Source organism: Arthrobacter sp. MYb221, assembly GCF_002979835.1.
GTDB lineage: Bacteria > Actinomycetota > Actinomycetes > Actinomycetales > Micrococcaceae > Glutamicibacter.
This window is the reverse complement of record NZ_PCPW01000005.1, coordinates 82,667-106,811: the sequence shown is the minus strand read 5'-3', so window position 1 is coordinate 106,811 and position 24,145 is coordinate 82,667. Positions and strand designations below refer to the sequence as shown.

21 protein-coding genes are annotated in these 24,145 nt (G+C 62.8%); 11 read left to right on the top strand and 10 right to left on the bottom strand.

Annotated features, from left to right (window positions below; all coding sequences use genetic code 11):
- The first annotated feature begins 39 nt into the window (after positions 1 to 39).
- The 6 genes from CQ015_RS08070 (at position 40) to CQ015_RS19310 (ending at position 5,118) form a co-directional block, all read left to right on the top strand.
- Positions 40 to 1,296 carry a DUF445 domain-containing protein gene (locus CQ015_RS08070; protein ID WP_105649816.1) on the top strand — a complete coding sequence of 419 codons (1,257 nt, stop codon included), beginning with the start codon at positions 40 to 42 and terminating at the stop codon, positions 1,294 to 1,296.
- A 180-nt stretch (positions 1,297 to 1,476) separates the two neighbouring features.
- Positions 1,477 to 2,370, top strand: coding sequence for a LysR substrate-binding domain-containing protein (locus CQ015_RS08065; protein WP_105553591.1), 894 nt, complete (start codon positions 1,477 to 1,479; stop codon positions 2,368 to 2,370).
- Positions 2,367 to 3,467: a mandelate racemase/muconate lactonizing enzyme family protein gene (locus tag CQ015_RS08060; RefSeq protein WP_105553592.1), complete on the top strand. Its 1,101-nt coding sequence runs from the start codon at positions 2,367 to 2,369 to the stop codon at positions 3,465 to 3,467. The genes CQ015_RS08065 and CQ015_RS08060 overlap by 4 nt, the downstream gene beginning before the upstream one ends.
- Positions 3,468 to 3,497: 30 nt before the next feature.
- Positions 3,498 to 3,776 carry a muconolactone Delta-isomerase family protein gene (locus tag CQ015_RS08055; RefSeq protein ID WP_096285854.1) on the top strand — a complete coding sequence of 93 codons (279 nt, stop codon included), beginning with the start codon at positions 3,498 to 3,500 and terminating at the stop codon, positions 3,774 to 3,776.
- 194 nt (positions 3,777 to 3,970) lie between these two features.
- Complete coding sequence (gene catA, locus CQ015_RS08050; RefSeq protein ID WP_105553593.1) at positions 3,971 to 4,828, top strand: catechol 1,2-dioxygenase; 858 nt, start codon at positions 3,971 to 3,973, stop codon at positions 4,826 to 4,828.
- A gap of 161 nt (positions 4,829 to 4,989) precedes the next feature.
- Positions 4,990 to 5,118: a hypothetical protein gene (locus tag CQ015_RS19310; protein WP_258133578.1), complete on the top strand. Its 129-nt coding sequence runs from the start codon at positions 4,990 to 4,992 to the stop codon at positions 5,116 to 5,118.
- Positions 5,119 to 5,177: 59 nt separating this feature from the next.
- Here CQ015_RS19310 and CQ015_RS08045 read toward each other — a convergent pair whose 3' ends face one another.
- The 7 genes from CQ015_RS08045 to benA form a co-directional block, all read right to left on the bottom strand.
- Positions 5,178 to 5,801, bottom strand: coding sequence for a GrpB family protein (locus tag CQ015_RS08045; RefSeq protein WP_105649815.1), 624 nt, complete (start codon positions 5,799 to 5,801; stop codon positions 5,178 to 5,180).
- A gap of 44 nt (positions 5,802 to 5,845) precedes the next feature.
- The gene (locus tag CQ015_RS08040; protein ID WP_105649814.1) at positions 5,846 to 8,527 is read right to left on the bottom strand and encodes a LuxR family transcriptional regulator; all 2,682 of its coding nucleotides are present in this window, start codon (positions 8,525 to 8,527) and stop codon (positions 5,846 to 5,848) included.
- Between the two features lie 51 nt (positions 8,528 to 8,578).
- Positions 8,579 to 9,946, bottom strand: a complete 1,368-nt coding sequence (locus CQ015_RS08035) for an aromatic acid/H+ symport family MFS transporter (RefSeq protein WP_258138075.1) — start codon at positions 9,944 to 9,946, stop codon at positions 8,579 to 8,581.
- A gap of 190 nt (positions 9,947 to 10,136) precedes the next feature.
- The gene (locus CQ015_RS08030; protein WP_308727280.1) at positions 10,137 to 10,976 is read right to left on the bottom strand and encodes a 1,6-dihydroxycyclohexa-2,4-diene-1-carboxylate dehydrogenase; all 840 of its coding nucleotides are present in this window, start codon (positions 10,974 to 10,976) and stop codon (positions 10,137 to 10,139) included.
- The gene (gene benC, locus CQ015_RS08025; protein ID WP_258138073.1) at positions 10,976 to 12,523 is read right to left on the bottom strand and encodes a benzoate 1,2-dioxygenase electron transfer component BenC; all 1,548 of its coding nucleotides are present in this window, start codon (positions 12,521 to 12,523) and stop codon (positions 10,976 to 10,978) included. Before benC ends, CQ015_RS08030 begins: the two co-directional genes overlap by 1 nt.
- Before the next feature lie 98 nt (positions 12,524 to 12,621).
- Positions 12,622 to 13,152 carry a benzoate 1,2-dioxygenase small subunit gene (gene benB / locus CQ015_RS08020; protein WP_105553599.1) on the bottom strand — a complete coding sequence of 177 codons (531 nt, stop codon included), beginning with the start codon at positions 13,150 to 13,152 and terminating at the stop codon, positions 12,622 to 12,624.
- Positions 13,153 to 13,170: 18 nt separating this feature from the next.
- Positions 13,171 to 14,529 (bottom strand): benzoate 1,2-dioxygenase large subunit, encoded by a 1,359-nt coding sequence (benA, locus tag CQ015_RS08015; RefSeq protein ID WP_105649811.1) that lies wholly within the window; start codon positions 14,527 to 14,529, stop codon positions 13,171 to 13,173.
- 242 nt (positions 14,530 to 14,771) lie between these two features.
- Here benA and CQ015_RS08010 point away from each other — a divergent pair, with 242 nt between their 5' ends.
- Positions 14,772 to 16,022 (top strand): benzoate/H(+) symporter BenE family transporter, encoded by a 1,251-nt coding sequence (locus CQ015_RS08010; RefSeq protein WP_105649810.1) that lies wholly within the window; start codon positions 14,772 to 14,774, stop codon positions 16,020 to 16,022.
- Here CQ015_RS08010 and xylB read toward each other — a convergent pair.
- Together xylB and CQ015_RS08000 are read right to left on the bottom strand one after the other, a co-directional pair.
- Complete coding sequence (gene xylB, locus CQ015_RS08005; RefSeq protein WP_105649809.1) at positions 16,019 to 17,407, bottom strand: xylulokinase; 1,389 nt, start codon at positions 17,405 to 17,407, stop codon at positions 16,019 to 16,021. The two genes, CQ015_RS08010 and xylB, sit on opposite strands and share 4 nt — an antisense overlap.
- Before the next feature lie 2 nt (positions 17,408 to 17,409).
- Complete coding sequence (locus CQ015_RS08000) at positions 17,410 to 18,201, bottom strand: DeoR/GlpR family DNA-binding transcription regulator (RefSeq protein ID WP_105649808.1); 792 nt, start codon at positions 18,199 to 18,201, stop codon at positions 17,410 to 17,412.
- A 182-nt stretch (positions 18,202 to 18,383) separates the two neighbouring features.
- On the opposite strand from CQ015_RS08000, the gene CQ015_RS07995 reads away from it, so the two are divergent.
- From CQ015_RS07995 to CQ015_RS07980, 4 genes are all read left to right on the top strand, one after another.
- Positions 18,384 to 19,721 (top strand): MFS transporter, encoded by a 1,338-nt coding sequence (locus CQ015_RS07995; RefSeq protein WP_105649807.1) that lies wholly within the window; start codon positions 18,384 to 18,386, stop codon positions 19,719 to 19,721.
- 50 nt (positions 19,722 to 19,771) lie between these two features.
- Positions 19,772 to 21,256 (top strand): mannitol dehydrogenase family protein, encoded by a 1,485-nt coding sequence (locus CQ015_RS07990; protein WP_105553605.1) that lies wholly within the window; start codon positions 19,772 to 19,774, stop codon positions 21,254 to 21,256.
- Between the two features lie 132 nt (positions 21,257 to 21,388).
- Positions 21,389 to 21,985 (top strand): TetR/AcrR family transcriptional regulator, encoded by a 597-nt coding sequence (locus CQ015_RS07985; RefSeq protein WP_105649806.1) that lies wholly within the window; start codon positions 21,389 to 21,391, stop codon positions 21,983 to 21,985.
- Positions 21,986 to 22,031: 46 nt separating this feature from the next.
- On the top strand, positions 22,032 to 23,246 hold the full coding sequence (locus CQ015_RS07980; RefSeq protein ID WP_181150377.1) for an MFS transporter: 1,215 nt from the start codon (positions 22,032 to 22,034) through the stop codon (positions 23,244 to 23,246).
- Positions 23,247 to 23,334: 88 nt separating this feature from the next.
- Here CQ015_RS07980 and CQ015_RS07975 read toward each other — a convergent pair whose 3' ends face one another.
- Complete coding sequence (locus tag CQ015_RS07975; RefSeq protein ID WP_105649804.1) at positions 23,335 to 24,114, bottom strand: hypothetical protein; 780 nt, start codon at positions 24,112 to 24,114, stop codon at positions 23,335 to 23,337.
- Positions 24,115 to 24,145: the final 31 nt, after the last annotated feature.

Sequence of the window (24,145 nt, the reverse complement as noted above, 5' to 3'; positions counted from 1 at the left end):
TGATTAATGCCGTGCCGCGCACTGGGTAAAGTGGGGCGCATGCCAGAACTTCTCGATCAGCGCGCCGAAGACCTACGAGGGATGAAACGAGTAGCTACCCTGCTCTTCTTGTTGATGTGCGCCCTGTTCATCATCAGCGTGCTGTTCCAGGAGCTTGTCCCCGGGCTTAGTTACCTGAAGGCGGCCGCAGAGGGCGGCATGGTGGGCGCCGTCGCCGATTGGTTTGCGGTGACCGCGCTTTTCCGGCATCCCCTCGGCCTGAAGATCCCGCATACCAACTTGATTCAACGGAAGAAGGCCGAGCTGGGCGCCTCGCTAGGCGACTTCGTCCAGCAAAATTTCCTCACTCCGGAGGTCATCTCAGCCAAATTGCGCCAGGCGGGCCTGGGCCTGCGCGCGGGCGGATACCTCTCCAGCGGCAAGGGAGCCGAAGCCACGACGGCACAGGTTTCCGCCGCGGCGATCGGTGCCTTGAAGTCCTTGGACGATGAGCAGGTGCTCACGGTGCTGCAGGTGCTGGCCACCGATTACATGGTCGCTCCCGAATGGTCCACGACCTTAGGCACGCTCGGCCAGAAACTCATAGACGACGGGCACCATGAGGCCGCGGTCGAATTGCTCGCGGAGCGGGCAGGTTCCTGGGTGGCGGAGCATCCGGAGGTTTTCCTCGAGGTAGTTTCCGGGCGCTCCCCCTCATGGGTTCCGCGTTTGGTCGACGAGATGCTGGCGCAAAAGGTTCATCAGGAATTGCGTGGATTGCTTTTCGCGGTGGCCGGAAATAAGCGCCATCCGCTGCGGCTGGCGCTCACCGGCTGGTTGGCGGAATTCACCGTGGCAATGCAGCACGATCCGGAAACCATCGCCAAGGTTGAGGGATTCAAGCACTCGCTGCTCGGCGATCAACAGCTGCGTGAGCTGGCAATACGTGGCTGGGCTTCGCTGAAGGCCGGGCTGATCGATTCCCTGCAGGACCCGGCCTCGCCCTTGCGCACCGCGCTCCGTTCGGCGATCGCCACCTTTGGCGGGCGGCTGCAAAGCGATACGCTGCTGCGCGCAAATTTGGAGGGCCGGGCCATCGATGGCGTTGCCGCGCTAGTTGCACGGCATGGGGCGGCGCTGGCCGGATTGGTCAGCGACACGGTCCAGGCTTGGGATCCTGCCGAGGCCAGCGAGAAACTCGAGCTGCAGGTGGGCCGGGATCTGCAGTTCATTCGAATCAATGGAACCGTGATTGGTGCGCTGGCCGGGGTGGTCATTTTCTCTGCCGGAGAGCTGATTTTGGCTTTTTCAAGCTGACCTGCCAATTCTTCCCTTCGTCACACGCATCGATGCATCTTTCCATCGGGTCGACGAGAGATTAGTATTCAAGCAGTCTCAATAACTGTTGAATAAGTATTTCTCACTATCGAACCGGCTGGCTAGAGTTGCCATGAACGTCGCTACAGCCTTCAGCGCGGATCGACGATCGGAGCATCCATGGAAACCAGACTTTTACGCTACTTCGTCGCAGTTGCCGAAGAACGCCATTTCGGCCGCGCTGCCGAACGGCTGCATATGGCCCAGCCCCCGCTCTCGCAGCAGATCAAGCAGCTCGAAGAGCAACTGGGGACCCAGCTTTTCATCCGCACCACCCGCAAGGTGGATCTCACCCCTGCCGGAGAGCTCCTGCTCACCCGCGCCCGGGCGCTGCTCGAAGAGCACCAGCAGCTGGCTCGTGACGTGCGCACCGTGGGCGCCGGGGCCAGCGGCGTGTTGCGCTTGGGCTCCACCGGCAGCGCCACCTACCGCATCATGCCGCAGGTCATTGCCGCGACCAGCGAGCACATGCCGGGGCTGCAGTTGAACGTCCAGGGGGAAATGCTCACCCCGGAAATGGAAGAAGCCCTCGCCGAAGGCCGGCTCGATATCGCGATCTTGCGCCCTCCTGTGCACAACGAGGAGGTCGAATACTCCCTGCTGGAGAAGGACCTGCTCGCCGTCGCCCTGCCGGCCGGGCACCGGCTGGCTTCGCACGAAGAGATCGATATCGCCGAACTGCGCACCGAGGACTTCATCTGCTATCCCACCGCTTCGGCGGTCAACACCATCTTCGTTGAGACCTGCCGCAATGCCGGGTTCATCCCGCGCACCGCGCAGGTGGCCCGCGAAACCTCGACCTTGCTCACCTTCATCGCGGCGGGCCTGGGAATCGGCATGGTTCCGACCTCCAATTACCTGCCGCACAGTGAACGGATCGTCTTCCGTCCGCTGCGCAACGCACCGGCCGTGGATCTTGCGGTGGCGTGGAAGGCCGGCAATCAGGCGCCCCTGGTCCAGAACTTCTTGAAACTTTGCACCGCCTTGACCTCCGTGGAAGGAAATTCCGAATGAAAATTGCGCGCATCGAAGCGATTCCCTACGCAATCCCCTATACCCATCCCTTGCGTTTCGCCAGCGGCGAGGTACATACGGCGGACCACGTGCTGGTTCGCGTGCACACCGACGAGGGGATCATCGGCACCGCCGACGCGCCGCCTCGCCCGTATACCTACGGTGAAACCCAGACCTCGATCCGCACTATCGTGCAGGACATCTTCGGCCCCCAGGTGATCGGGTTGGACATCTTCGACCGGGAAAAGATCCGCCAGGTCATGGAGCGCACCATCCACAACCAGGTGGCCAAGGGCGCGCTGGACATCGCCATCTGGGACGCCATCGGCCAGGCCGCCAATACCCCGGTGCACAAGCTCCTGGGCGGCTTCACCGATTCGATGCGGGTCTCGCACATGCTTGGTTTCCGCCCGGCCCAGGATTTGCTCGACGAAGCGCTGCGCTTCGGCGAAGAGTACGGAATCACCACCTTCAAGCTCAAGGTGGGGCGACGCCCCTTGGCGCTGGATATCGAGGCTTGCCGGGTTTTGCGCGAGGGCTTGGGCGAAAACGTTGAGATTTACCTCGACGCAAACCGCGGATGGACCGCCAACGAGGCCATGGAAGTTCTGCGTCAGACCGAGGGGCTCGGGCTGACGATGCTCGAAGAACCTTGCGACGCCAAGGAAGCCATGAGCCGGCGCCGCCTCGTCGAGCACTCCCCGATCCCGATTGTCGCCGATGAATCGGTACCAACCGCCGGTGATGTCTCGCGCGAGCTGCTCTCTGGCGGCGCCAATGCGATCTGCATCAAAACCGCACGCTCGGGCTTCACCGAAGCCACCGAGATCCTGGGCCTGTGCACCGGGTTGGGCGTGGACGTCACCATGGGCAACCAGATAGATACGCAGGTCGGTTCGCTGGCCACCGTCACCTTCGGCGCCGCCCACCAAGCGACCACCCGCAAGGCCGGCGAGCTGTCAAACTTCCTGGACATGACCGATGACCTGCTTGCCGATCCGCTGGTTATCAAGGATGGCCGCATTTCGGTGCGCAACGTTCCAGGCGTCGGTGCCGCCATCGACGAAACCAAGCTGGCGCACTACCGCCAGGACTAGCAGTACCCCACCCGATTTTTAGGAGAACCCATGTTGTTCCTTGCACGTATGGACGTAACTTTCCCGGCATACCTCACGGCCGAAGAAGTCACCGACTTCCAGGTCCGCGAGAAGGCCTATTCGGCACAGCTGCAGCAAAGCGGCAAGATGCAAGGCCTGTGGCGCATCGTCGGAGAGTACGCGAACCACTCGCTGTTCAACGTCGAGTCAAATGACGAGCTTCACCAGATCCTCAGCGGCTTCCCGATGTACGCGCACATGAAAATCAAGGTCACTCCGCTGGCAAAACACCCGAATTCACTGAGCTAGAGGCTTTTTGAGAGCCTACCGCCGGCCCGTACGCCAGCTCACAAGTATTGATAGGCAAACAGTCTCAGTGTGCGGGAAATAAGTATTTTACTCGCTATAGACCCTGCACTACATTGAATATCAATCGCACAGGATGATGGGGGTCACAATATGAATCCCCAGCAGCCACACCACACAAAGACAAGGGAGTCATCATGACCGCCGAAACTCCAGCAGACGCAACAGCAGCCAAGTCAGGCAATGCCGCTACCGACAGCTTCCGCAGCTCCGGCAAGCTCGCCGCGATCGAGACGTCCGTTGAGCGCGTGAACCTCTTGGCGAGCAAGCTAGTCAAGGCCGCAAACGACATCATCCTCGAAGAGCGCGTGAGCTACGACGAGTTCAACGCCCTGAAGGCTTGGCTGATCAAGGTCGGCGACGATGGCGAATGGCCGCTGTTCCTGGACGTGTGGCTGGAGCACTCGGTGGAAGAGGTCGCTACCGACCACCGCGAAGGCAACAAGGGTTCCATCGAGGGACCTTACTACGTGCCAAATGCACCGGAGCAGGCTTCCCCTGCCACCATCGCGATGCGCGAAGACGAGAAGGGCACCAGCCTGCTCTTCCAGGGCCAGGTCCGCTCCACCGACGGCAGCGCGCTGAAGAACGCGAAGATCGAGCTGTGGCACGCAGATGAAGAAGGCTTCTACTCGCAGTTCGCTCCAGGCATCCCGGAGTGGAACCTGCGCGGCAGCTTCATCGCCGATGCGGAAGGCAACTTCCAGATCAACACCATGCAGCCAGCCCCGTACCAGATCCCTACCGATGGCGCCTGCGGCCAGCTGATCGCCGCCGCCGGTTGGCACGCCTGGCGTCCGGCCCACCTGCACCTGAAGGTCTCGGCCGAGGGCCACGAGCTGCTCACCGCGCAGCTGTACTTCCCGGGCGACGCGCACAACGATGACGACATCGCCACCGCGGTGAAGCCAGAATTGATGCTCGACCTGCAGCCAGCGCAGTCCGGCGACGGCAAGCAGGTCACCTACGATTTCGTGCTTGACCCAGTCAAGTAGGTCTTAGCGCCACCTCACGGCGGGGCTCCCGGCAACACTGCTGGGCACCCCGCCGTTGTCGTACAACGAACGTTGCGCTTGCCGCCCTGGTCAACGCCTCGGCAGAAAGACCGCACGCCTTCGGATCCACCCCTGCAGCAAACGACCCATGGGAGCGCATCATGACTGCCTCAACACTGCTCAACCCTGCCGTAGAATTCCAGTCCGGAACCGTTGCATGGCCCGCTACCGGCACTCGGGAACCCCAGAACCACTGGGCCTGGACCGGCTGGATGCCCGAGAACGACTAAGGATTCTCTGCGGTTGCCGCTCCAGTAGCGCGCACGCACCCGGTGCCCGGTAGCCGCGATTATTGCCCAGGCGGAGCCTCGATGAGCCCCATGGCGATAAACGCCCGTTGGTAGATCTCTCTGATGACCGCTTCCTTGCGTGCGTTGTACTGCATGGAGTGCTCGCCGGCATCCCGTGACAAGTCTGACGCTTTTTGCTTGGCATTGGCGTAGAGTTCCCGATCGCTTGAGTTCGCTCGGAGCCAATCGCGGAAGATCCGATGCTTGATCGTCTCGGGACTGTCAAAGCCGAAAACGTGGAGATTGCAGGCCGGGTCGACGTGGCGCAGGAACCGATGCCCAAACCACCAAGGTTCCCGCACCCGCAGCTCGAAACCCGCGCGCTGAAGCGCGGGAACATACGAACGCTCGTCATTTGGATCGGCCACGATCAGATCAATGTCGATAATTGGCTTGGCCGGGAGTCCGCGTACCGAGGTCGAACCAACATGTTCGATAGCCAATGCCCGCCAGCCAAGGGCCTCCCGGACCCGTTCGGCAAGCAGCTGGAACTGCTCCGGCCAGGCATCGTTCCACTCGGCTATCTCAATCTCCGGTGATGGGCCGGCCCCCGGAAGGTACGCCGATTGCCCGGCAGGAACAGGCGGTTCGTGAAAGGTGACGATGTCGATGAGCTTTGGCATGAAACTATTCTCGCCGATTGCTGCCGTGCCTTGCGACGGGCAACCTAGTGCTCAAAACCCTCGCGAGTCAGCGCGGCAAGTTCGGTCCGCGTGGATACCGCAAGCTTCGCGTAGATTTTTGTCAGGTGATATTGCACCGTCTTGGTGCTGACAAACAGCTCCTCGGCCACTCGGCGGTTGCTTGCGCCCTCGCAGACGAGCTTGGCGACCGCCTGTTCCTGAGCGGTCAGCGTCGACCAGTCCATCGGTTCACGGCGCGCCATGCCAATGCCGCTCGCCTGCAGTTCGCGGGTGCAGCGTTCAACGTAGACGGTGGCATCCAGATGCGTGAAGATCGACAGCGCCCGGGTTAGCGGGGCAACGCAGTCCGCCCGCTTTCCCGCGCGCCGCAAGCACTGCCCGTAGGCAAAATCGATCCGTGCCCGGTGATAGGCGGTGCCAACGCCCTGGAGGCGAAGCAGCGCCTGCTCGAAGACTTCTCGCGCCGCATCGATGTCCCCCAAGGCCGCCAACAGCATGCCGCGCACCCCGAGGAAGGCGCCGATGCCGTTATTGTGCCCGGCCTTCATCGCGGCATCCAGCAAGGGGGCGATGAATTCTTCGGCTTCCTCCAGCCGCTCGCTGCGAATCAGCGCTTCGGCATACATGTCTTGCCAAGTCCAGAAGCCTGGCTCGTCGATGCCCTGGCTGCGGTCAAGGCGAAGTATGGGTTCCAGGGCCAGCAGCACTTCCTCGTGATTGGCCTGGGCGCGCGCGGCTTCGGCCCGCGCCATGCGATACGGCACCTCCATCACCTGGTAGCTGCCCACTCGCACCCACGATTTGGCCAGGTGGACCTCGACAAGTTCCGTGTTTCCCCGCAGCGCATGAATCTGCACCGCCGTGTACTGGATCAGCGGTCGCTGCACCTGAATCCCGAAGCGTTCCTGGATCGCTTGCGCCCCACGGACCGTCTCCAGCGCCTGGTCCCAGTCGCCCACGAGGAATTCGGCGCGGGCCAGCCAGGCCTTGGCCCACAACGAGATTCGCAGCGAGCCCTCGCTGAAGTCGGTGGAACTGGCTGCCGCCAGTTCGTGGCGGGCCAGCTCGATCCGCCCGCTTGCCAAATACACCCAGCCGAGGGACATCTCGGCGCGTTGCCGCTGGGCGCCGGTGGGAAGCTTGCCCAGCAACTCGAGCAATACCCGTTCGCCTTCCTCCCTGCGGCCCATCATCGCCAGGCCAAGGCCCTGGATGGCTGCGCTTTCGATGGCCTGCGGGCTGCCTGCCTGCGCCAGGCGCAGTGATTGTTCGGCCCATTCAAGAATTTTTGCGCCCTCGAGCTGGCACAGGGAATGCAGCACGCGGCGTTGCGAAATAACCGCCATCGTGTCGCCGAGCTGCAGGCGCACCGCACTCTGCCAGGCGCTGGTCAACCAGCGGTTAGCGGTCTGCGCCCGGCCCTGGAGGATGGCAATGTACCCCGAAAGCACGTCGCGTTCGGCGCTGCTTCCCAAACTTGCCAGCTGGTGGGAAAAGGTCAGCGCCCGCGGAATCTCTCCGGCGGCAACCACCGCGTCTACCGCCTTGAGCAGCAATGCCTCGCGTTGCGCGGGCTCAGGTGTCAAATGCATGGCGCGGAAGAATGCGGTTGCGGCCGAGGACCACTCACCGCGCTGCCCCTGGGCCACCGCGTAGGCCTCCAATTCGCGCGAAAGCCCGATATCCGGCAAGAGGCTCGCGTCGGCTCGATGGCCCAATACGACCCCGCGGTCTTCGGCAATCTCGGCAGCTGCCGCGTGCAGCCGAATGCGGGCGCTCAACGGAATCTGATGATAGACGGCCATCTGGGTCAGCTCGCTGTCAAAACCCAGCCGCACCTTGCCGCTATGCCCCTGGGTTCGCGCCAGCGAGGCATCAACAATCTGCTGGATGTAGGCCAGCGGGGAGTCTTCCTTGGCAAGCCTGACAATGAGGTCAATCCGAGCTTGGCGTCCAAGCACAGCGGCCGCCTCAACAAGCCCGCGGGCGCGCGGCTCCAATTCGTCGAGCAGCTGCTTGATATGCAGCGACAATGCTCGCGGCGCCGGCGGCCAACGATCCCATTGTTCCCAGCTTTGTTCCGGGTTTTCCTGTGCCAATTCGAGAACCGCATGCAGATTGCCTTGTGTGTAGCGCATCAGATGCTCGGCCGCCATGGACGGCAGCTCGATTCCCAGCCGGGTAGAGACGATTTCGCGGGCCTGGGCTGCCGTCGGCACGTCAACGTGCAGGACCTTTAGATCGGTGTCGCCCAAGAGCTCACGTGTTTCGGCGGGAAGCATCGCGATGTCTTGGTCGCGCAGGACCAGGACGATAAGTACGCGTTCGGTCTGCAACCGGCGCCAGGCGTAGCGCACCGCCTCGAAGCTTGCGGCATCTGCCCATTGCGCATTTTCGATGACCAGCACCCGGGTTTGCTCCTGGTCCGCGCGCAGGTATTCCAGCAACGCGGGGCCAAGATCTTCGCTTGGCCCGGGCTTGCCGCGTTCCAGCAGTGGTCCCAGAGCCGCGCCGGGGTGCCTGGATTCCCAGCGCGAGGCGGTGACTACGGTAACCGAGGCCATGTTGGAACGACGCAGCAGTTGCTTTATCACGGTGCTTTTGCCGCTTCCTTGCGGTCCTTGCAGGACGGCCAGGGCGCTGCGCTGCTGCTGCACTTCACGCAGCAGGTCGGCGAGCGCATCCTGGGCAACTAGTTGACTCATTTATGCGTTCACCGACCTTTCAGCGTTGCCGAGTTGTTTCTCGATCCGTCTCTACTTCTCTGCGTCCGCGGTTGCGAGTTCGACCCGCGCGGGCCGCAGCTTGGCGGTGATCTCGGAATTGCGCAGCGGAACGCCGAGGGTGATCAATGCACCAACGATAGCAACCCCGGAGAAGACATAGAAAGCAACATGGTTTTCCACACCTGCCGCCATCAGCAGCCCGCCGAACAACGGTCCGAAGATGCCGCCCAAACGGCCGAACCCGGCGCACCAGGCCACCCCGGCGCCGCGGGCGGCGCTGTTGTAGAAATTAGACACAAATCCGTAGATCAGCACCTGGGTGCCGATGGTTCCGACGCCGGCCACGGCAACCAGCGCCAGCAGGATGCCCAGCGGCAGGTGCATGGTCAGCAGCACCATGGCGAGAGCGGCGAGGAAGAAGGTGGTGAACACGGTGCGCTTCACGCCGAACCGGTCGGCGCCAACGGAGGCGATCAGCCCGCCGAAGATCGCGCCGGCGTTGAAGACCAGCAGGAAGGTGAGCGCGAAGTCCTTGCCATAGCCGAACTGCGACATGATCTGCGGCAACCAGGTGTTCAGCCCATAGGTCAGCATCAGGCCGGTGAAGCTCATGAATCCGAGCAGCAGGGTCGGGAACGCGTACTTCTTGGAGGCCAGCGCACGGAACCCGATCTTGTTCTCTGCGGGCGCGGCTTCGGCTTTTCCGGCAACGGGTACCAGCACGTGAATCGGGACACCGGTGCGGATCGAGACGCGTTCGGCTTCCGCGGTGCGGCCGCGGGCCATCAGCCATTCGGGGGATTCGGGGAGCTTGACCAGGGCCATCGGGAGCAGGAAGAGCAACGGCGTCGCGCCGATCAGGAACAGTCCGCGCCAGCCGATGGCGTCGAGCAGGATGATGGCCAGCAGGGAGGCCAGTACGCCGCCTACGGGAACACCGGAGTAGACGATCGCGTTGTAGAAATTGCGCTTGCCCTTGGGGGCGAACTCGGCGACCACCGCGCCGGCGGTGGCCACCAGTGCGCCCACCCCGATTCCGGTGGCGAAGCGCAGGGCGCCGAAGGCGGTGACGTCGTTGGTCAGGGCCGTCAGGCCCATGGCCACGGAGAACCAGATGATTCCGGTGATCATGATCTTGCGCCGGCCCAGGTAGTCGCCGATGGCGCCGGCAACCAGCGCGCCGACCATCATGCCGGCCAAGGCCCAGCTGCCCAGCGCGCCGGCGGTGGTCGGGGTGACCTCTCCGAGCTGCGTCGGATCGCCCAGCAGCAGCGGAACGATGGTTCCGTAGACGACCAGGTCATATCCGTCGAAGATCAGCGCCATGGTGGCGATGGCCACGACCCAGCGGACCGTGCTTTGCTGTTTCCTGTTGCTGCTTGCTTCCGAAGTTTTCACGAGTTGCTCCATTTTCATTGGCCCGGGCGCACGTCATCGTGCGGGTATCGAGGCACTGGGAAATACCGCGGCGCGAGGGCGCGGCGTGGGAACCGTGGCCCGAAAGATCGTCGGGCGGCGGGTTTTGGAGGGCACACAGGCGGCGGGGATCCCGCCGCCTGCAAGCGATCATTGATTTCTGGCGCGTTGGCTAGCCGAGGTCTCCGCCGGCCACCGCCAGGGTGGCGCCGGTGATGTAGGAGGCTTCGTCAGAGGCCAAGAACACAATCGGCGCGGACTGTTCGTCCAGGGTTCCGTAGCGCTTGAGCAACGTGGAATCGACCGTCTGGTCCACAATGCTCTGGTACCAGGCTTTTTCCTGCTCGCCGGTGGGCGCCGGGCCGCGCTTGACTACCCGCTCAGGGGCTTCGGTGCCGCCCGGGGCGGTAGCCACCACACGGATTCCGTGGGCGGCCCCTTCCATGGCCAGGGCCGAGGTGATCGCCTTGACCCCGCCCTTGGCCGCCGCATAGGGCACCCGGTTCACCCCGCGGGTGGCCACCGAGGAAACGTTCACGATGGTGCCGGACCCTGCCTTGACCATTTCCTCGAAGGCCGCACGGCACATCCACAGGGTCGGGAAGAGCGAACGCTGGATTTCCTTGCTGATTTCTTCCGGCGCGTAGTGCTCGTACGGCTTGGCCCAGATGGTCCCGCCGACGTTGTTGATGAGCACATCGATCCGGCCGAATTCATCCATTGCCGCGGTCACCGCCGCCAGCGCACCCGCGTAGGTTTCGAGGTCTGCGGTCACGCTCAGCGCATTCGCGCCGTGGGCGCGCAAGCCCTCGGCGACGTCGTGGATCAGCCCGGCGCGGTCAACCAGAACCAGTTCCCCTCCCTCGGCGGCGATGCGCCGGGCCACGGACCTGCCGATGCCTTGGGCAGCGCCGGTGACCATGACGACCTGGCCGGCGAAGCGCCCGGGGTGGAAGGACTCGGGCAATCCGGCGGCTGCGGTCTCGTTGGCCGGGGCGTTGTCCGCGCTCACTAGCTTTGTTCCTGCGAGGCCGCGGCCATGGTGGCCTTGGCGTGCTCGTTGTGCGAGATGATCGCCGCCCGGGCCGCCGCGATGTCCTGCTGCTCGAAGGCCGTGACGATGGCGAAGTGGTCGGCGTCCACCGCACCGTCGATCCAGTGCTCCTGGCGCAGCACCTTTGCCATGAGCGCCGGAACCTCCAGGCGGGTGTAGGCCTGGAGCAGGTGCTCGTTGCCGACGCAGGTGAACAGGAACTCATGGAAGGCATCGTTGGTGACGGTGAATTCGGCGGCGTTGACGAACTTCTCGCCGTCCAGGGTCTTGCCCGCAAGCTCCGCGAGGACCTTGAATTCACCTAGCTGGCCGTCGGTCAGCTTGCCCATGGTCAGTTCCACAATTGCCAGTTCAAGGGCCATGCGGGCATCGAACTGGGCGCCGAAGGTTGCGTGCTCCTCGCCGATTTCGTAGCCGGCTGCTGGCGCCTCGGCGGCCTCGGCCACCGGCGCCGCGGCTTCCGCTGCCGGTGCGGCCTCCGGCACGACGGCCAGGGCGAACTTCTCGAAGTAGAAGTTCTGCGGCTTGATTCCTTCGCCGTCCAGGTGGCGGCGCACGCCCTCAACCATCGGTGGCGGACCGCAGAGGTAGATGTCCACGTCGCCCTCGGCCAGGTGCTGCGGCTCGAAGTGGTTGGTGACATAACCCTTCTTTTCCGCGGCGCTGTTCGGGTCGCCGACCACGGTATCGAAGCTGAAGCCCGCGATACGCGAGGTATAGGCTTCGAGCACGTCCAGCTCGACCAGATCGGTATCGGTGTTCACGCCGTAGATCAGGTGGACCGGGTGCGGGTTTTCCATGCCGACCAGCTTTTCCAGGATGGACAGCAGCGGGGCCAGCCCGGTGCCGCCGGCCAGCAGCAGCGACTGGCGCTTGGGTTCGCGCAGGAAGAAGCTGCCCATCGGGCCGGTGAAGGTGAGCCGGTCCCCGACCTGCGCGGTATCGCGCATGTAGGTGGACATCAGCCCGCCGTCGGTGATGCGGATCAGGAAGGAGACGGTCTGGACCTCTGGTCCCGAGCTGAAGGAGTACGAGCGGGTCTGGCCGCCGGATCCGGGAACCTCGATGTTCACGTACTGGCCGGGCAGGAAGGACAACTCTTCGCGCTTGTCGACCTCTAGGCTGAAGGCGTAGGTGGTCTCGGAGATGCGGCGGATCTCGGTCAGCGTCGACTCGAAGGCGGTCGCGGCGGTCTTGGCCACATCCGAGGTGGTCGGGATCTGCAGCACGAGGTCGGATTCGGGGACCATCTGGCAGGGCAGGCAGAATCCCTTTTCGGCTTCGTCGTCGGTCAGCGCTTCCTCGATGTAGTCGCCGCCGTCGAATTTGCCCGATTCGCAGAAGGACTTGCAGGTGCCGCAGGCGCCGTCGCGGCAGTCAAGGGGGATGTTGATCCGGGCCTTGTAGGAGGCATCGGCGACGGTTTCGCGGGGGCCTACTTTAATGAAGCGGGTGATCCCGTCTTCAAAAGCTAAGGCGACCTGGTAAGTCATAAGGGTGCTCATTTCAAAATTGTGCTGGTGGGGCAGCAGTAAGTTCTTTGCTGCGCTGCGCCGGGCTGACGCCCGGCGCAGCGCAGGTCGGCTTGGCTAATGCGGCCGAATTAGATGTGGTAGATATCCACCACGTGGTGGATGAAGTCGTTCTTCAGCACTACCTTCTTCGCGGTGATCACCGGCTGGGTGCCGGAGTAGTCGATGGTGTAGAAGGAGTTGCCGAAGTAGGTGTCGACGTTCTGGTAGCGGTAGTACAGCGTGAACCAGTTGAAGCGGACCTCAACCTTGTCGCCATCCACGGCAACGATCTCCACGTTGGTGATGTTGTGCCCGGTGCGCGGCTCCGGCAGGCTGGTGGCCGAGGAGCGGTCGGTCTTGATGCGGAAGACGCGGTCTTCCAGGCCACCGCGGTTTGCGTAGTAGATCAGCGAGATCTCGCGCTGCGGGTCCTCGGTGAGCTTGTCGTCATCGGCCCATGCCGGCATCCAGAAGGTCGCCTCCGGGTGGTAGCAGTCGATCCAGCGGTCGAAGTCGCGGTCATCCAGGAAGCGGGCTTCCTGGTAGAGGAACTGCTCGACGTCCCCGGTGGTGACGGTGCCGTTGCTGGTTTTGGCCTCGGTCAATGCAATGGTGCTCATGTGGCTTTCCCTTCGGCCTTAGTTCTTGGTTTCGAGTTCGGTGGCCAGCGCCTTGCGCATGGTGTCCAGCCAGTAGCCATGCTGGATCGGGTACAGGCCCTCGTCCTCGGTGCGCGCACCGGAGGCGATGGGCTCCAGGCCGATCTTCTTCGCGTTCTCGTCGGCGCCGGTGATCTGGTGCGCCGAGCCGCGGCTCATGTCGTTCCACTTGGCCGCGGTGGCCATGTAGGTCTTCTGGCAGGAGCGGAATTCTTCCAGGTCATCCGGGGTGGCCATGCCCGAGGCGTTGAAGAAGTCCTCGTACTGGCGGATGCGGTTGGCGCGTGCGGTGTCGGACTCGCCCTTGGGTGCGATGCAGTAGATGGTGACCTCGGTCTTGTCCACGGCCACCGGGCGGAACACGCGGATCTGCGAGGAGAACTGGTCCATCAGGTACACGTTCGGGTACAGGCAGAGGTTGCGCGAGACACCGATCATCCAGTCGGCCTTGGCCTCGCCGTATTTGGCGACCAGCTCATCGCGCTTCTCGGCCAGCGGACGGTTTGCGGCGTCCAGCCATTCGGTCCACAGCAGCAGGTGGCCGTTGTCGAATGAGTAGAAGCCGCCTTCCTGCTTGTCCCAGCCGCCGGCATCCATGGTCTTGGTGTCGTTGGTCGATTCGCCGGCGCTGCGCCGGGCCTGGGTGGCGGCGTAGTTCCAGTGGGTCGCCGAGACATGGTAGCCGTCGGCGCCGTTTTCCGCCTGCAGCTTCCAGTTGCCGTCGTAGGTGTAGGTGGAGGAGCCGCGCAGCACCTCGAGGCCTTCCTCGGACTGGTCCACGATCATGTCGATGATCTTCGCCGCTTCGCCCAGGTGCTCTTGAAGGGGTAGGACGTCGGCGTTCAGCGAGCCGAAGAGGAAGCCGCGGTAGTTCTCGAAACGGGCGACCTTGGTCAGATCGTGCGAGCCGTCCTTGTTGAACTGCTCCGGGTAGCCGGCGCCACGGGAATCCTTGACCTTGAGCAGCTTGCCCGAGTTGTTGAAGGTCCAACCGTGGAACGGGCAAGTGAAGGTGGTGCGGTTATCGGTCTTGCGGCGGCAGAGCATCGCGCCGCGGTGGCTGCACGCGTTGATGATGGCGTTCAGCTCATCCTGCTTATTGCGCGAAATGATGATCGGCTGACGGCCGATGTTGGTGGTGAAGTAGTCACCAATGTTGGGGATCTGGGATTCGTGGGCCAGGTAAACCCAGTTGCCCTCCCAGATGTGCTTCATTTCCAGCTCGAAAACTTCTTCGTCGGTGAAAATGTTTCGGTTGGTACGGTATACGCCGGTCTCTGGGCTGTCGACAAGCGCGTTGTCGAGCACCTCTGATACGGCGTTCAAAGTCTCGGTCATGATGTGCTTTGCTCCATCCTTCATATGGGGCCCGGGAGGGCGCAACCGCTCGAGGCGGCCATTCAAGAACTCAATCCTGTCAGGCTGTGCGCGCCGTCACACTAGGCATCTGCCTAGGCTTAGCCTAGGCATCGGAACCATGAGTTTTTGCATATCAATGGCGGTATTTTAAGTATTTGTCGTTCACCTGTGACCTGCGTAACGTGGGCAGACGTTGCGGTCAGCGAAACGGGAGCCAGGTCATGCCAGAAGAAAAAGCGGTCCAACCGCGTGGGTTGCGCAGGCTCGGAAATGACATTTCCTTCTCCGCAATCTGCGCCGGATTCATCGCCATGGCCGTGTCGTACGCCGGCCCGATGCTGGTGATACTGCAAGCAGCACAGCGCGCCGGGCTCAGCGAGGCGCAGAGCAGTTCCTGGGTATGGGCGGTCTCGGTCGGCAGCGGAATCACCGGCTTGCTGCTCAGCCTGTTCACCCGCCAACCAATTATCGTCGCATGGTCCGTGCCGGGAGCCGCCCTCTTGCTGACGGTCCTCGGCGACTACAGCTATTCCGAAGCCATCGGCGCGTATATCGTTGCCGGGCTGCTTGGGCTGCTCTTGAGCCTCAGCGGGTTACTGGGATGGCTGCTGGCCCGCGTGCCAAAACCGGTCTTGGCCGCGGTTCTCGCCGGGGTGCTGCTGCCCTTTGTGATGGAGGTGGTTCAGGCGGTCCTTGATTCGCCGCTGATCGCCGGCGGCCTAGTGGCCGCCTACTTCTTGGCCCGCCGCTGGTCGCCGGGCTATGCGGTCCCGGTAGCGCTCTGCGCCGGCATCGCGCTTGCGGCAGGTTCTGGCCAGATTTCGAACGCACCGCTATCGTTCATGCTCACCTCTCCGGTATTCACGGTTCCGGCATTTTCGCTCTCCGCCATCATGGGCATTTCCCTTCCGCTGCTGATCGTGACCATGGCAGGACAAAACGGCCCGGGCCTGACCATGCTTCGCAGCAGCAATTACCGGCCAAATGATCGGCTCCTGCTCAGCGGGGGCTCGCTTGCGAGCGTCCTTTTCGCACCCTTCGGCTCGCATGCGATCAACCTTGCAGCAATTACCGCAGGGATCTGCACCTCCGCCCAAGCCCACCGGGATCCGGCGCGACGCTACGTCGCGGGCATTTCTTGCGGTGCGTTTTTCATCTTCTTCGGGCTGTTCAGCCAGACTTTTTTGCAGCTTTTTGCGGCGGTCCCGGCCGAGCTGGTCATCGCTGTCGCGGGCGTGGCCCTGCTTCCGGCCATGCAGGGATCGATGCAGGATATGTTTGACGGCCCGGCCAGCGGAGCGGCGGAGGCCGCGGTCTGCACCCTGATCATCACCGCGTCCGGGGTGGCGCCGCTGGGCATCGTCTCGCCCTTCTGGGGTATCGCAGGAGGCACCCTGTGCTACCTGGCGCTGCACAAACGACGCCCGGCCTACGCCGCAAAGGGCCCAAATGCGGCCGTGGCCTCCGGTTAGTTCCACCCCGCGGTTGCATCCCGGGTATCCACATAGCGCGCATAGATCTCGGGGCGCGGTTCACCCTGATAGCGGGTGGACGCCGCGACGTTCCAGACCGGTGGTTCTTTTTCTCCGCTCAGCGCCCAGGCGGCCTGCCGCGCGGCACCCAACGCCACATATTCGGCAGTCTGCGGAACATCTACCGCGACGCCAAAGATCTGCGGCGCGATGCGGCGCACCGCTTCGGACTGCGCGCCACCGCCGATCAGCAGGATTCGCCGGGTTGCTATGCCGGTGGCTTCTTCGAGGGCAGCGACCGCGTCCTTCATGGAGCACAGCAATCCTTCAACGTAGGCACGGGCGATCTGTTCACGGGTGGTCGTGGTACGCAGGCCATGCATCAATCCCGTCGCGTCGGGCCGGTTCGGGGTGCGTTCTCCGCCGAAGTACGGAAGCAGCACCGCTCCCCCGGAGCCGGGCTCCGCGGCCAGCGCAAGGTCAGAGAATTCTTTTTGGCCCACACCGAGCAGCCGGGCACCAAAATCGAGTACCGGAGCGCCGTTGAGGGTGCAGGCCAGCGGCAGGTACCTATTTGTGGCATCCACAAACCCGCTCACCATCCCGGTGCCATCGTGAACGCTGTGATCCACCACCGCGGAGGCTACCCCCGAGGTTCCCATGGAGACGCACACGTCCCCGGGCTGCAGATCCAGTCCCAGCGAGGCGGCCATATTGTCTCCGGTGCCGGCCGCAATTTTGAGGCCCGCAGAAGTTTCGCCGACTATTTCATTTGCCGCCGCGAGCCGCGGCAATGCCACCGGCTTGCCCAGTGCCCGGCGCGCCACCTCGGGCAGGAAACGACGCTGCGCGGTCGAGTAGTATCCGGTGCCCGAGGCGTCTCCGTGGTCGGTGGTCGCTTCCTTGCGTCCGCCCAGATGCCAGGTCAGGTAGTCGTGCGGCAGCAGAACCCGGGTGGTGCGGTTCGCATTTTCCGGCTCGTTTTCGCGCAGCCAACGCAGTTTCGAGGCGGTCAGCGATGCGACCATCACGCTGCCTACAAGTTGCGCGCACCCCTGCTCTCCGCCAAGCTCGCCGATCAGGTCCCGCGCCTGCCCGGCGGAGGAGATGTCATTCCACAGCATGGCGGCGCGCACCGGAGCGCCCTGCTCATCCAGGGCAACCATGCCGTGCTGCTGGCCGGCGATCGAGAGCGCGGACGCCCGCTCGAGCAGTCCTGCGGTGCTGGCTTCAAGGGCCCCAATCCACTTGGCCGGATCGACTTGGGTCCCGCCAGGGTGGGGCGCGCGCCCGGAGGCTTTGACCTCACCGGTATGCGCATCAACGAGCAGCGCTTTGCACGATTGAGTCGACGAGTCGATTCCCAAGACATAGGTCGATGGCATGGCTAATCCTTCGGTGAGCTAGCGGCGAGGTGGATATTGAGGTTTAGCGACTTCAGCAGGGCCAAGAGCTCGGGAGCTAGCTGGTCATCGATGACGATGTCATCGAATTCGTCCAATCCCATCACGTGATAGAGCCCGGAACCCTCAAATTTGCTTGAGTCAACGATCAAAATTTTCCGGCCACCGGTTTTCAGCAAGGCGCGTTTGGTCAGCGCCGCTTCGGCATCCGGGTGCAGCAATGCCTGATTTTTGACCGCGGTGGTCGAGACGAACACCGCATCTGCGGTGAGCCGTTGAGCCTGCTCGACTACCACCGAGCCGAGGAATGAATCGGTTTCTGCATAGTATTGGCCGCCCAACCCCACCAAGGCGATGGACGACTGGGCCGACACGGTGTTCATCAGTGCCAGCGAGTGGGTAATGACCGTGGAGGGCCGGCGGCTTTCCAGATGCGGCCCCAGCTCGCCGACGGTGGTGGAGTCGTCCAGGGCAATGACCGCGCCGGGCTCGATGAGCTCGGCTGCGGTGCGGGCGAGCCGTTGCTTGGTGCGCGCGTTGAGATGGCGGCGCAGCCGCACGTCGCGTTCGGCCAGCCGCGCGGTGATCGCTCGTGCGCCGCCGCGGATGCGTTCGAGGCGCCCCTCGCCCGCGAGGACGTCCAGGTCACGATGGATGGTCATGGCGCTGACCCCGAAGGCGTCGGCCATAGCTTCCACGCGCGCGGTGTGAACCTGATTGACGTAGCTGGTCAGCTCGTCGCGGCGGCTCTCCGGAGGCAGCCCACTGGATCGCATCACTGCGGATCTCCCTTCGGCAAGTTCATCATTTCTCACACCTCCGATGATAGATGCTGTGCTCGCACTCTCAAAACATCATGATCCAAACAATATTTAACAGAAAACCTGTTGAATTTGTTTATTTGGTGTTAGGTTAGTGAAATCACGAGCGGCAGCAATGCCCCACGCAAAGGAGCGCCATGATCTCGGAACCCTCGAACCCAAGTGCACCCCCAACAGCCAGGGGCGGCACCGGGCTGCTAGACCGCATGGGACTTCCGCGCCCGCTTTTATGGGGTTTCATCGGCTTGACCCTGTTCATGATCGGCGACGGCGTGGAAACCAATATCCTCACGCCCTACCTGACCGGCGAACACGGCTTCTCCATCCCGCTGGCCGGAACCCTGATCACCATCTACGGTGTCGCAGTGGCCATTGCCGCATTCCTTTCCGCCTCGCTCTCGGACCTGTGGGGCCCGCGCAAGGTGATGTTCATTGGCGCCGGAATCTGGGTGGCCTTCGAGCTGTTCTTCCTGCTCGTCGCGCTGAACTCCTCCAACGTGGTGCTGGTCTTCATCGCCTACGGACTGCGCGGCTTCGGCTACCCCTTCTTCGCCTACGGCTTCCTCGTCTGGATCTCCGCAACCGCCAACGCCAAGCGCCTCGCGGTTGCCATCGGCTGGTTCTACGTGGCCTTCAGCGCCGGCCTGCCCACGCTCGGCGCGCTGACCGCGACCGCCTCGTTGGAAATCTTCGGGCTGAACTATTACCAGACCCTTTGGATCTCGCTGGCACTGGTGGTCCTCGGTGCCGCGGTGGCGTTGCTCGGCGTCAAGGAGAAAACCGGGCGCGCCCCGCTGGTGGATAACCCGGAGCAGGTGTGGAAGACCATGAGCTTCGGGCTTCGCCTGTTGGTGAGCGACCGCAAGGCGTTGATGGTGATGCTCACCCGCACCATCAATTCGGTGCCCACCTATGGCATGGCGGTCTTCTTCCCTGCCTTGTTCGTGGATCGCTTCGGCTGGAGCGTAGGCCAGTTCTTGATCCTGACCACGGTGATCTACGCGGTGAATATTCCCTTCAACCTCTTCTTCGGGGCCCTGGGCGACAAGCTGGGCTGGTCAAAGACCGTGGTCTGGTTCGGCGCGGTGCTCTGTGCGCTGTCCATGGCGGGGCTCTATCTGGTGCCCGCTTGGGCGGTCGACAACGGGATCGAACACGCTTATCTGCTGACCTTGCTGATCGGCGCGGTCTTCGGCATCGGCTTGGCCGGGTTCGTGCCGCTTTCGGCCATCGCCGTCTCGCTGGCGCCGGAGCATCCAGGAGCCGCGATGGCTTCCTACAACCTTGGCATCGGTGCCGCGGTCTTCGCCGGACCGTTGCTGGTCGCCTTGCTCTACACCACCCTGGGCGCCGCAGGAATGGTGTATCTGTTCGCCGCGCTGTACTTGGTCGCGGCGCTGATGTCGCACTTGCTGCGCGGAACCCAACCCGGATTCAACGGCGTTCCCACCCCCGCCCCGCAGCGCGTCGCCTAAGGCGAGCGCTTGAGCAACTGACATTTCCCCCATAAGGAGACTGCGAATTCATGAAACTCTCTAATCAGACGCTGGCAGAAATCCCGCCAGAGGTACAGGTACCGGCCTATGACCGCAGCAAGGTTTCCGCTGGAATCGTCCACTTCGGCGTCGGCGGATTCCACCGCGCCCATCAGGCCATGTATCTCGATCGGCTCATGAACCAGGGCCGAGCCCTCGACTGGGGTATCTGCGGCATGGGAATCATGCCCTCGGACACGCACATGCGCGATACGCTCAGCGACAGCGACGGACTATATACCCTGGTAGTCAAGAATCCGGACGGCAGCCGTGAGGTGCGGGTCATCGGTTCAATTGTCGATTACCTGTACGCTCCGGATGACACCCGTGCGGCTATCGAGAAGCTGGCAGATCCGGCGATCCGCATCGTGTCACTGACCGTCACCGAGGGCGGATACAACGTCAACCCGGTCACCGGGGAATTCGACCTGCAGAACCGCGCCATCGCCGCGGATCTGGCCGATCCGGAAAACCCGAAAACCACCTTCGGCCTGATCAGTGCGGGGCTGAAGCTTCGCCGCGAACGTGGTCTCGCGCCTTTCACCGTCATGAGTTGCGACAACATCCAAGGCAACGGCGAGGTGGCGCATAAGATGTTTGGCGCCTTCGCCACCGCGCTGGATGCAGAATTCGGCACCTGGGTGCAGGCAAATGTTCCGTTTCCCAACTCGATGGTCGACCGCATCACCCCGGTCACCACGGACGCTGATCGGCGCGACGTGACCGAGCGCTATGGCATCGAAGATGCCTGGCCGGTAGTGTGCGAAGACTTCGTGCAGTGGGCGCTGGAGGACAAGTTCGTATCTGGCCGCCCGGAATTCGAGCAGGTCGGAGTCCAGGTAGTTGCAGATGTGGTGCCTTTTGAACTGATGAAGTTGCGTCTGCTCAATGCCACCCATCAGGGCCTGTGCTATTTCGGCCATCTGGCCGGATACCGTGCGGTGCATGATGCGGCACGCAATGAGCTCTTCGCCCAATTCTTGCTGCGCTACATGCGCACCGAGGCGCAGCCTACGCTGGCGGCCTTGCCCGGCGTGGACCTGGCCGCCTATCAGGACAAGCTGATCGAGCGGTACCGCAACGAGCACGTGGCCGACACGATTGCGCGGCTTTGCGCGGACTCCTCGGATCGCATCCCCAAGTGGCTCATGCCGGTGGTCCGCGAAAACCTCGCCGCCGATCGCGACGTGCGCCTTTCGGCCGCCATCGTGGCCAGCTGGGCACGCTATGCCGAGGGCACCGATGAAATGGGCGAGCCGATCCAGATCGTTGACCGTCTGGCTCAGGAAGTCTCCGCCGCCGCTGCGAAGCACAGCGAAGACCCCTTGGCATTCCTGCGCCAGCGGGACCTGTTTGGCGACATCATCAACGATGAACGGTTCACCAAGCCATATCTGGAGACCCTCGAATCCCTGCATTCCCAGGGATCGATTGCCACCCTGGAACGGGTTATGGCGCAGAGCGCCGCCCGTTAGATCGCCTGGACAGAATCCCGCCTTGCCGAGCGGCTCCTTTTGCAAGGAGCCGCTCGGACTTTTTGTACCTGCGATCCTTGAAACCAATTGAACGTTGCTAAAGTAAAGTGACACTTTAGTTTAGGAATCGCCATGAATGATGGAATTTTGCCGGTTAGTACCCGCCCACGCAGCGTGGCAACCCATCATAAGGTCTTGGACTCCACCAATGAACTACTCCGCGACGCGGGCTTCCGCGGGATTTCGATTGAGCGCATCGCCGAGCATTCAGGTGTCAGCACCGCGACGCTGTACAAGCACTGGCCCACCAAGAATGCAATCGTTGCCGAAGCTTTCGGACGTGTTGCCGCCCAAGCGCTGAAGATCCCCACCGATGGAGACCCCTTGGCGAACCTCATCGACTGCACGGTCGAATCGCTGACCTTCCACAGCGTGCAAAGCGGGCGCGTATTCTTTCAGCTGCTGGCCGCCTGCTCCCTGGAACCGCACGGTGCCGCGTATTTCGAGCAGTTTTATCTAGCTCCGCGGCGCAAGGCTCTCATACCCCTCTTTGCGCGCGCACTCGCTTCGGGCCAGTTGGCCGAAGGCCTGGATATCGACGTTGCCATGGACGTGGCCTTCGGCGCAGCGGTGTTCCGGCTGATGCGCGAGAGTGAAAGCGTTGATCTGGCCTCCATTGAAGAAACCGTCCGCTGGTCCGTGCGCGGATTATTGGCTGACCAGCCCTAGATGCATCACGAACACGCCCCATTCGCTACAACACAGAAGAGATCTCGTGGCACACGCCAACAATTACGTCGCCGACAAGCTCGGCTTCAGCACCGCACTCATTGGCCTTTGCCTCATCGCAGCGCACTCCGGCACGCCGTCACCGATCTTCCCGCTGTACTCCGAGCAATGGGGACTTTCTTCCCTTGAAGTCAGCAGCGTCTTCGCCGTATATATCTGCGGTTTGCTGGTCACCCTGCTGACCTGCGGGGCACTATCCGATCATATTGGACGCCGTCCCGTTGCCTTTAGCGCGTTGCTGATCGCCGCGGCTTCGATGCTCGTCATGGCATTCGCTGATTCGCTGAATGCACTGCTGATCGCCCGGATCTTGCAGGGCATTGCCTCGGGCCTCGGGTTCGGCACCCTGGGCGCAGCCTTGCTCGATTACTCCCCCGCCTCGCGCCACCGGACCGTCGCCATGCTCAACGGCGCCGTGCCACCTGCGGCAATCGGCCTCGGCGCCCTGCTCAGTGGCATTCTCGTGCAGTTCGCACCATACCCCTTCCAGATCCCTTATCTGGCGGTCGCCGCATTGTTGATCCTGGCGCTGATTCCGGCGAGCTTGCTCAAGGAGCGCCACCCACGCCGTCACGGTGTATTGCGTTCGCTCATCCCCTCGGTGATGATCCCCAAGGAGGTGCGCCGCGAATTCCTCGTCGCAGTCGGCGCATTGCTCGCCAGCTGGGCGTTGGTTGGAATGTATCTGGGGTTGGGCGCGAGCATCACCAAAACGCTGATGAATATTCAAGCACCAACCCTGAGCGGCTTAGCCATCTTTGCGCTGACCGGCGCGAGTGCGGTGCTCGGCGCCGTCACCTTCCAGTTCAACGCCTTGAAGGTCATGGCCCTTGGGTGCATCTCGCTGATCGTTGGATCTGGCGGGCTTGTGCTTGCTGTTTACACGGAAAACACGGCGATCTATTTCATTTCCAGCATCATCGGCGGCATCGGCTTGGGCGGCGCCTTCCAAGGTGGGCTTCGGACCATCGTGGAGCACGTTCCCGCGCTGCAACGCGGCGGCACGCTCTCCTCGGTATATCTGGTGAGCTACCTAGCCTTCGGCCTGCCAACATTGATCGGTGGACTGCTGATCCCAATCCACGGATTGAAGAACATCACCTACGGCTACGCCGGACTTGTTGTCCTGCTCTCTGTCATTGCCCTGGCATTGCTCGCCGGAACTTCCCGGAAGGGCAAACCGGCAGCTACCTCGCAATAGCCGCCGCCCAGCAGCTTCCGCCGCAGAAAGAAAAACAACCGCAGGATGTTTCACATGAAACATCCTGCGGTTGTTTTTCAGTTTCGGACTATTTACGCTTCCGCGGTTTCTCCACAATATCGGTGTCGATAATATCCGGGTCATCCAGCTCAAGCTGGCTTGGCGCCACGGTGTCGATTCCCTCGAAGGCCACGGCCGCGTTTTCGATAACCCGCTTGGCCAGGTAGCGATTGCCGGCCCCGCCAATGACTGCTCCGATGCCGAAAGGCACCAGCCGGCCAAGCATGCTGGCTCCTTGGGTGCCAACGATCTTGCGAATGAACTTCTTCTGCAAGCTCTTCTGCGCCGTGGCCATCAGGCTCGTTGACTTGTTCGAGCCAAAGGATCTTGCCCAGCCCTTCACCGGTCCGGAGCCGCGGCCGGCCGCCTGACTGGTCAGCGCCGAAATCATCGAGCTGCCTTCTTCGCCCATCAACACACCCATAACCAGCAGGCGCGATCGGTCCGGGTCGTCAATGGCAATGCCATGAAGCTCGGCCAAGGACTGCGCATAAAGCGCAGAGGCTTCCAGGAACCCGATCGTGGCGGCCAATGAGAGCCCCAGCGCTACGGCGGTACCTACCGCCGGTACCGCTGCGGTACCTCCGACGGCCGCTCCAGAGCCGGTGACCACGACCAAATAATCGCGTTCAACGACCTTGGCCAGTTCGGCCGCAGATGCCTGGGGATGTTTCGCGCGCAATCGCTTGAGATATGCAAGGACTAGCGGCCGCTGCACACCGACGCCCCGCATGATGGCGTCTTGGACGGCCGAACGAGGTTTGCCGCTCGAGTCTATGAATGTCATCGAAATGGGATCTTTGCTCATGATATTCCCAGACTAGTAGCTCCAGCCTGAT

Coding starts and splice junctions, on each gene's coding strand:
- CQ015_RS08070 (WP_105649816.1), top strand. CDS start 40: ATGCCAGAACTTCTCGATCAGCGCGCCGAAGACCTACGAGGGATGAAA.
- CQ015_RS08065 (WP_105553591.1), top strand. CDS start 1,477: ATGGAAACCAGACTTTTACGCTACTTCGTCGCAGTTGCCGAAGAACGC.
- CQ015_RS08060 (WP_105553592.1), top strand. CDS start 2,367: ATGAAAATTGCGCGCATCGAAGCGATTCCCTACGCAATCCCCTATACC.
- CQ015_RS08055 (WP_096285854.1), top strand. CDS start 3,498: ATGTTGTTCCTTGCACGTATGGACGTAACTTTCCCGGCATACCTCACG.
- catA (WP_105553593.1), top strand. CDS start 3,971: ATGACCGCCGAAACTCCAGCAGACGCAACAGCAGCCAAGTCAGGCAAT.
- CQ015_RS19310 (WP_258133578.1), top strand. CDS start 4,990: ATGACTGCCTCAACACTGCTCAACCCTGCCGTAGAATTCCAGTCCGGA.
- CQ015_RS08045 (WP_105649815.1), bottom strand. CDS start 5,801: ATGCCAAAGCTCATCGACATCGTCACCTTTCACGAACCGCCTGTTCCT.
- CQ015_RS08040 (WP_105649814.1), bottom strand. CDS start 8,527: ATGAGTCAACTAGTTGCCCAGGATGCGCTCGCCGACCTGCTGCGTGAA.
- benC (WP_258138073.1), bottom strand. CDS start 12,523: ATGAGCACCCTTATGACTTACCAGGTCGCCTTAGCTTTTGAAGACGGG.
- benB (WP_105553599.1), bottom strand. CDS start 13,152: ATGAGCACCATTGCATTGACCGAGGCCAAAACCAGCAACGGCACCGTC.
- benA (WP_105649811.1), bottom strand. CDS start 14,529: ATGACCGAGACTTTGAACGCCGTATCAGAGGTGCTCGACAACGCGCTT.
- CQ015_RS08010 (WP_105649810.1), top strand. CDS start 14,772: ATGCCAGAAGAAAAAGCGGTCCAACCGCGTGGGTTGCGCAGGCTCGGA.
- xylB (WP_105649809.1), bottom strand. CDS start 17,407: ATGCCATCGACCTATGTCTTGGGAATCGACTCGTCGACTCAATCGTGC.
- CQ015_RS08000 (WP_105649808.1), bottom strand. CDS start 18,201: ATGCGATCCAGTGGGCTGCCTCCGGAGAGCCGCCGCGACGAGCTGACC.
- CQ015_RS07995 (WP_105649807.1), top strand. CDS start 18,384: ATGATCTCGGAACCCTCGAACCCAAGTGCACCCCCAACAGCCAGGGGC.
- CQ015_RS07990 (WP_105553605.1), top strand. CDS start 19,772: ATGAAACTCTCTAATCAGACGCTGGCAGAAATCCCGCCAGAGGTACAG.
- CQ015_RS07985 (WP_105649806.1), top strand. CDS start 21,389: ATGAATGATGGAATTTTGCCGGTTAGTACCCGCCCACGCAGCGTGGCA.
- CQ015_RS07975 (WP_105649804.1), bottom strand. CDS start 24,114: ATGAGCAAAGATCCCATTTCGATGACATTCATAGACTCGAGCGGCAAA.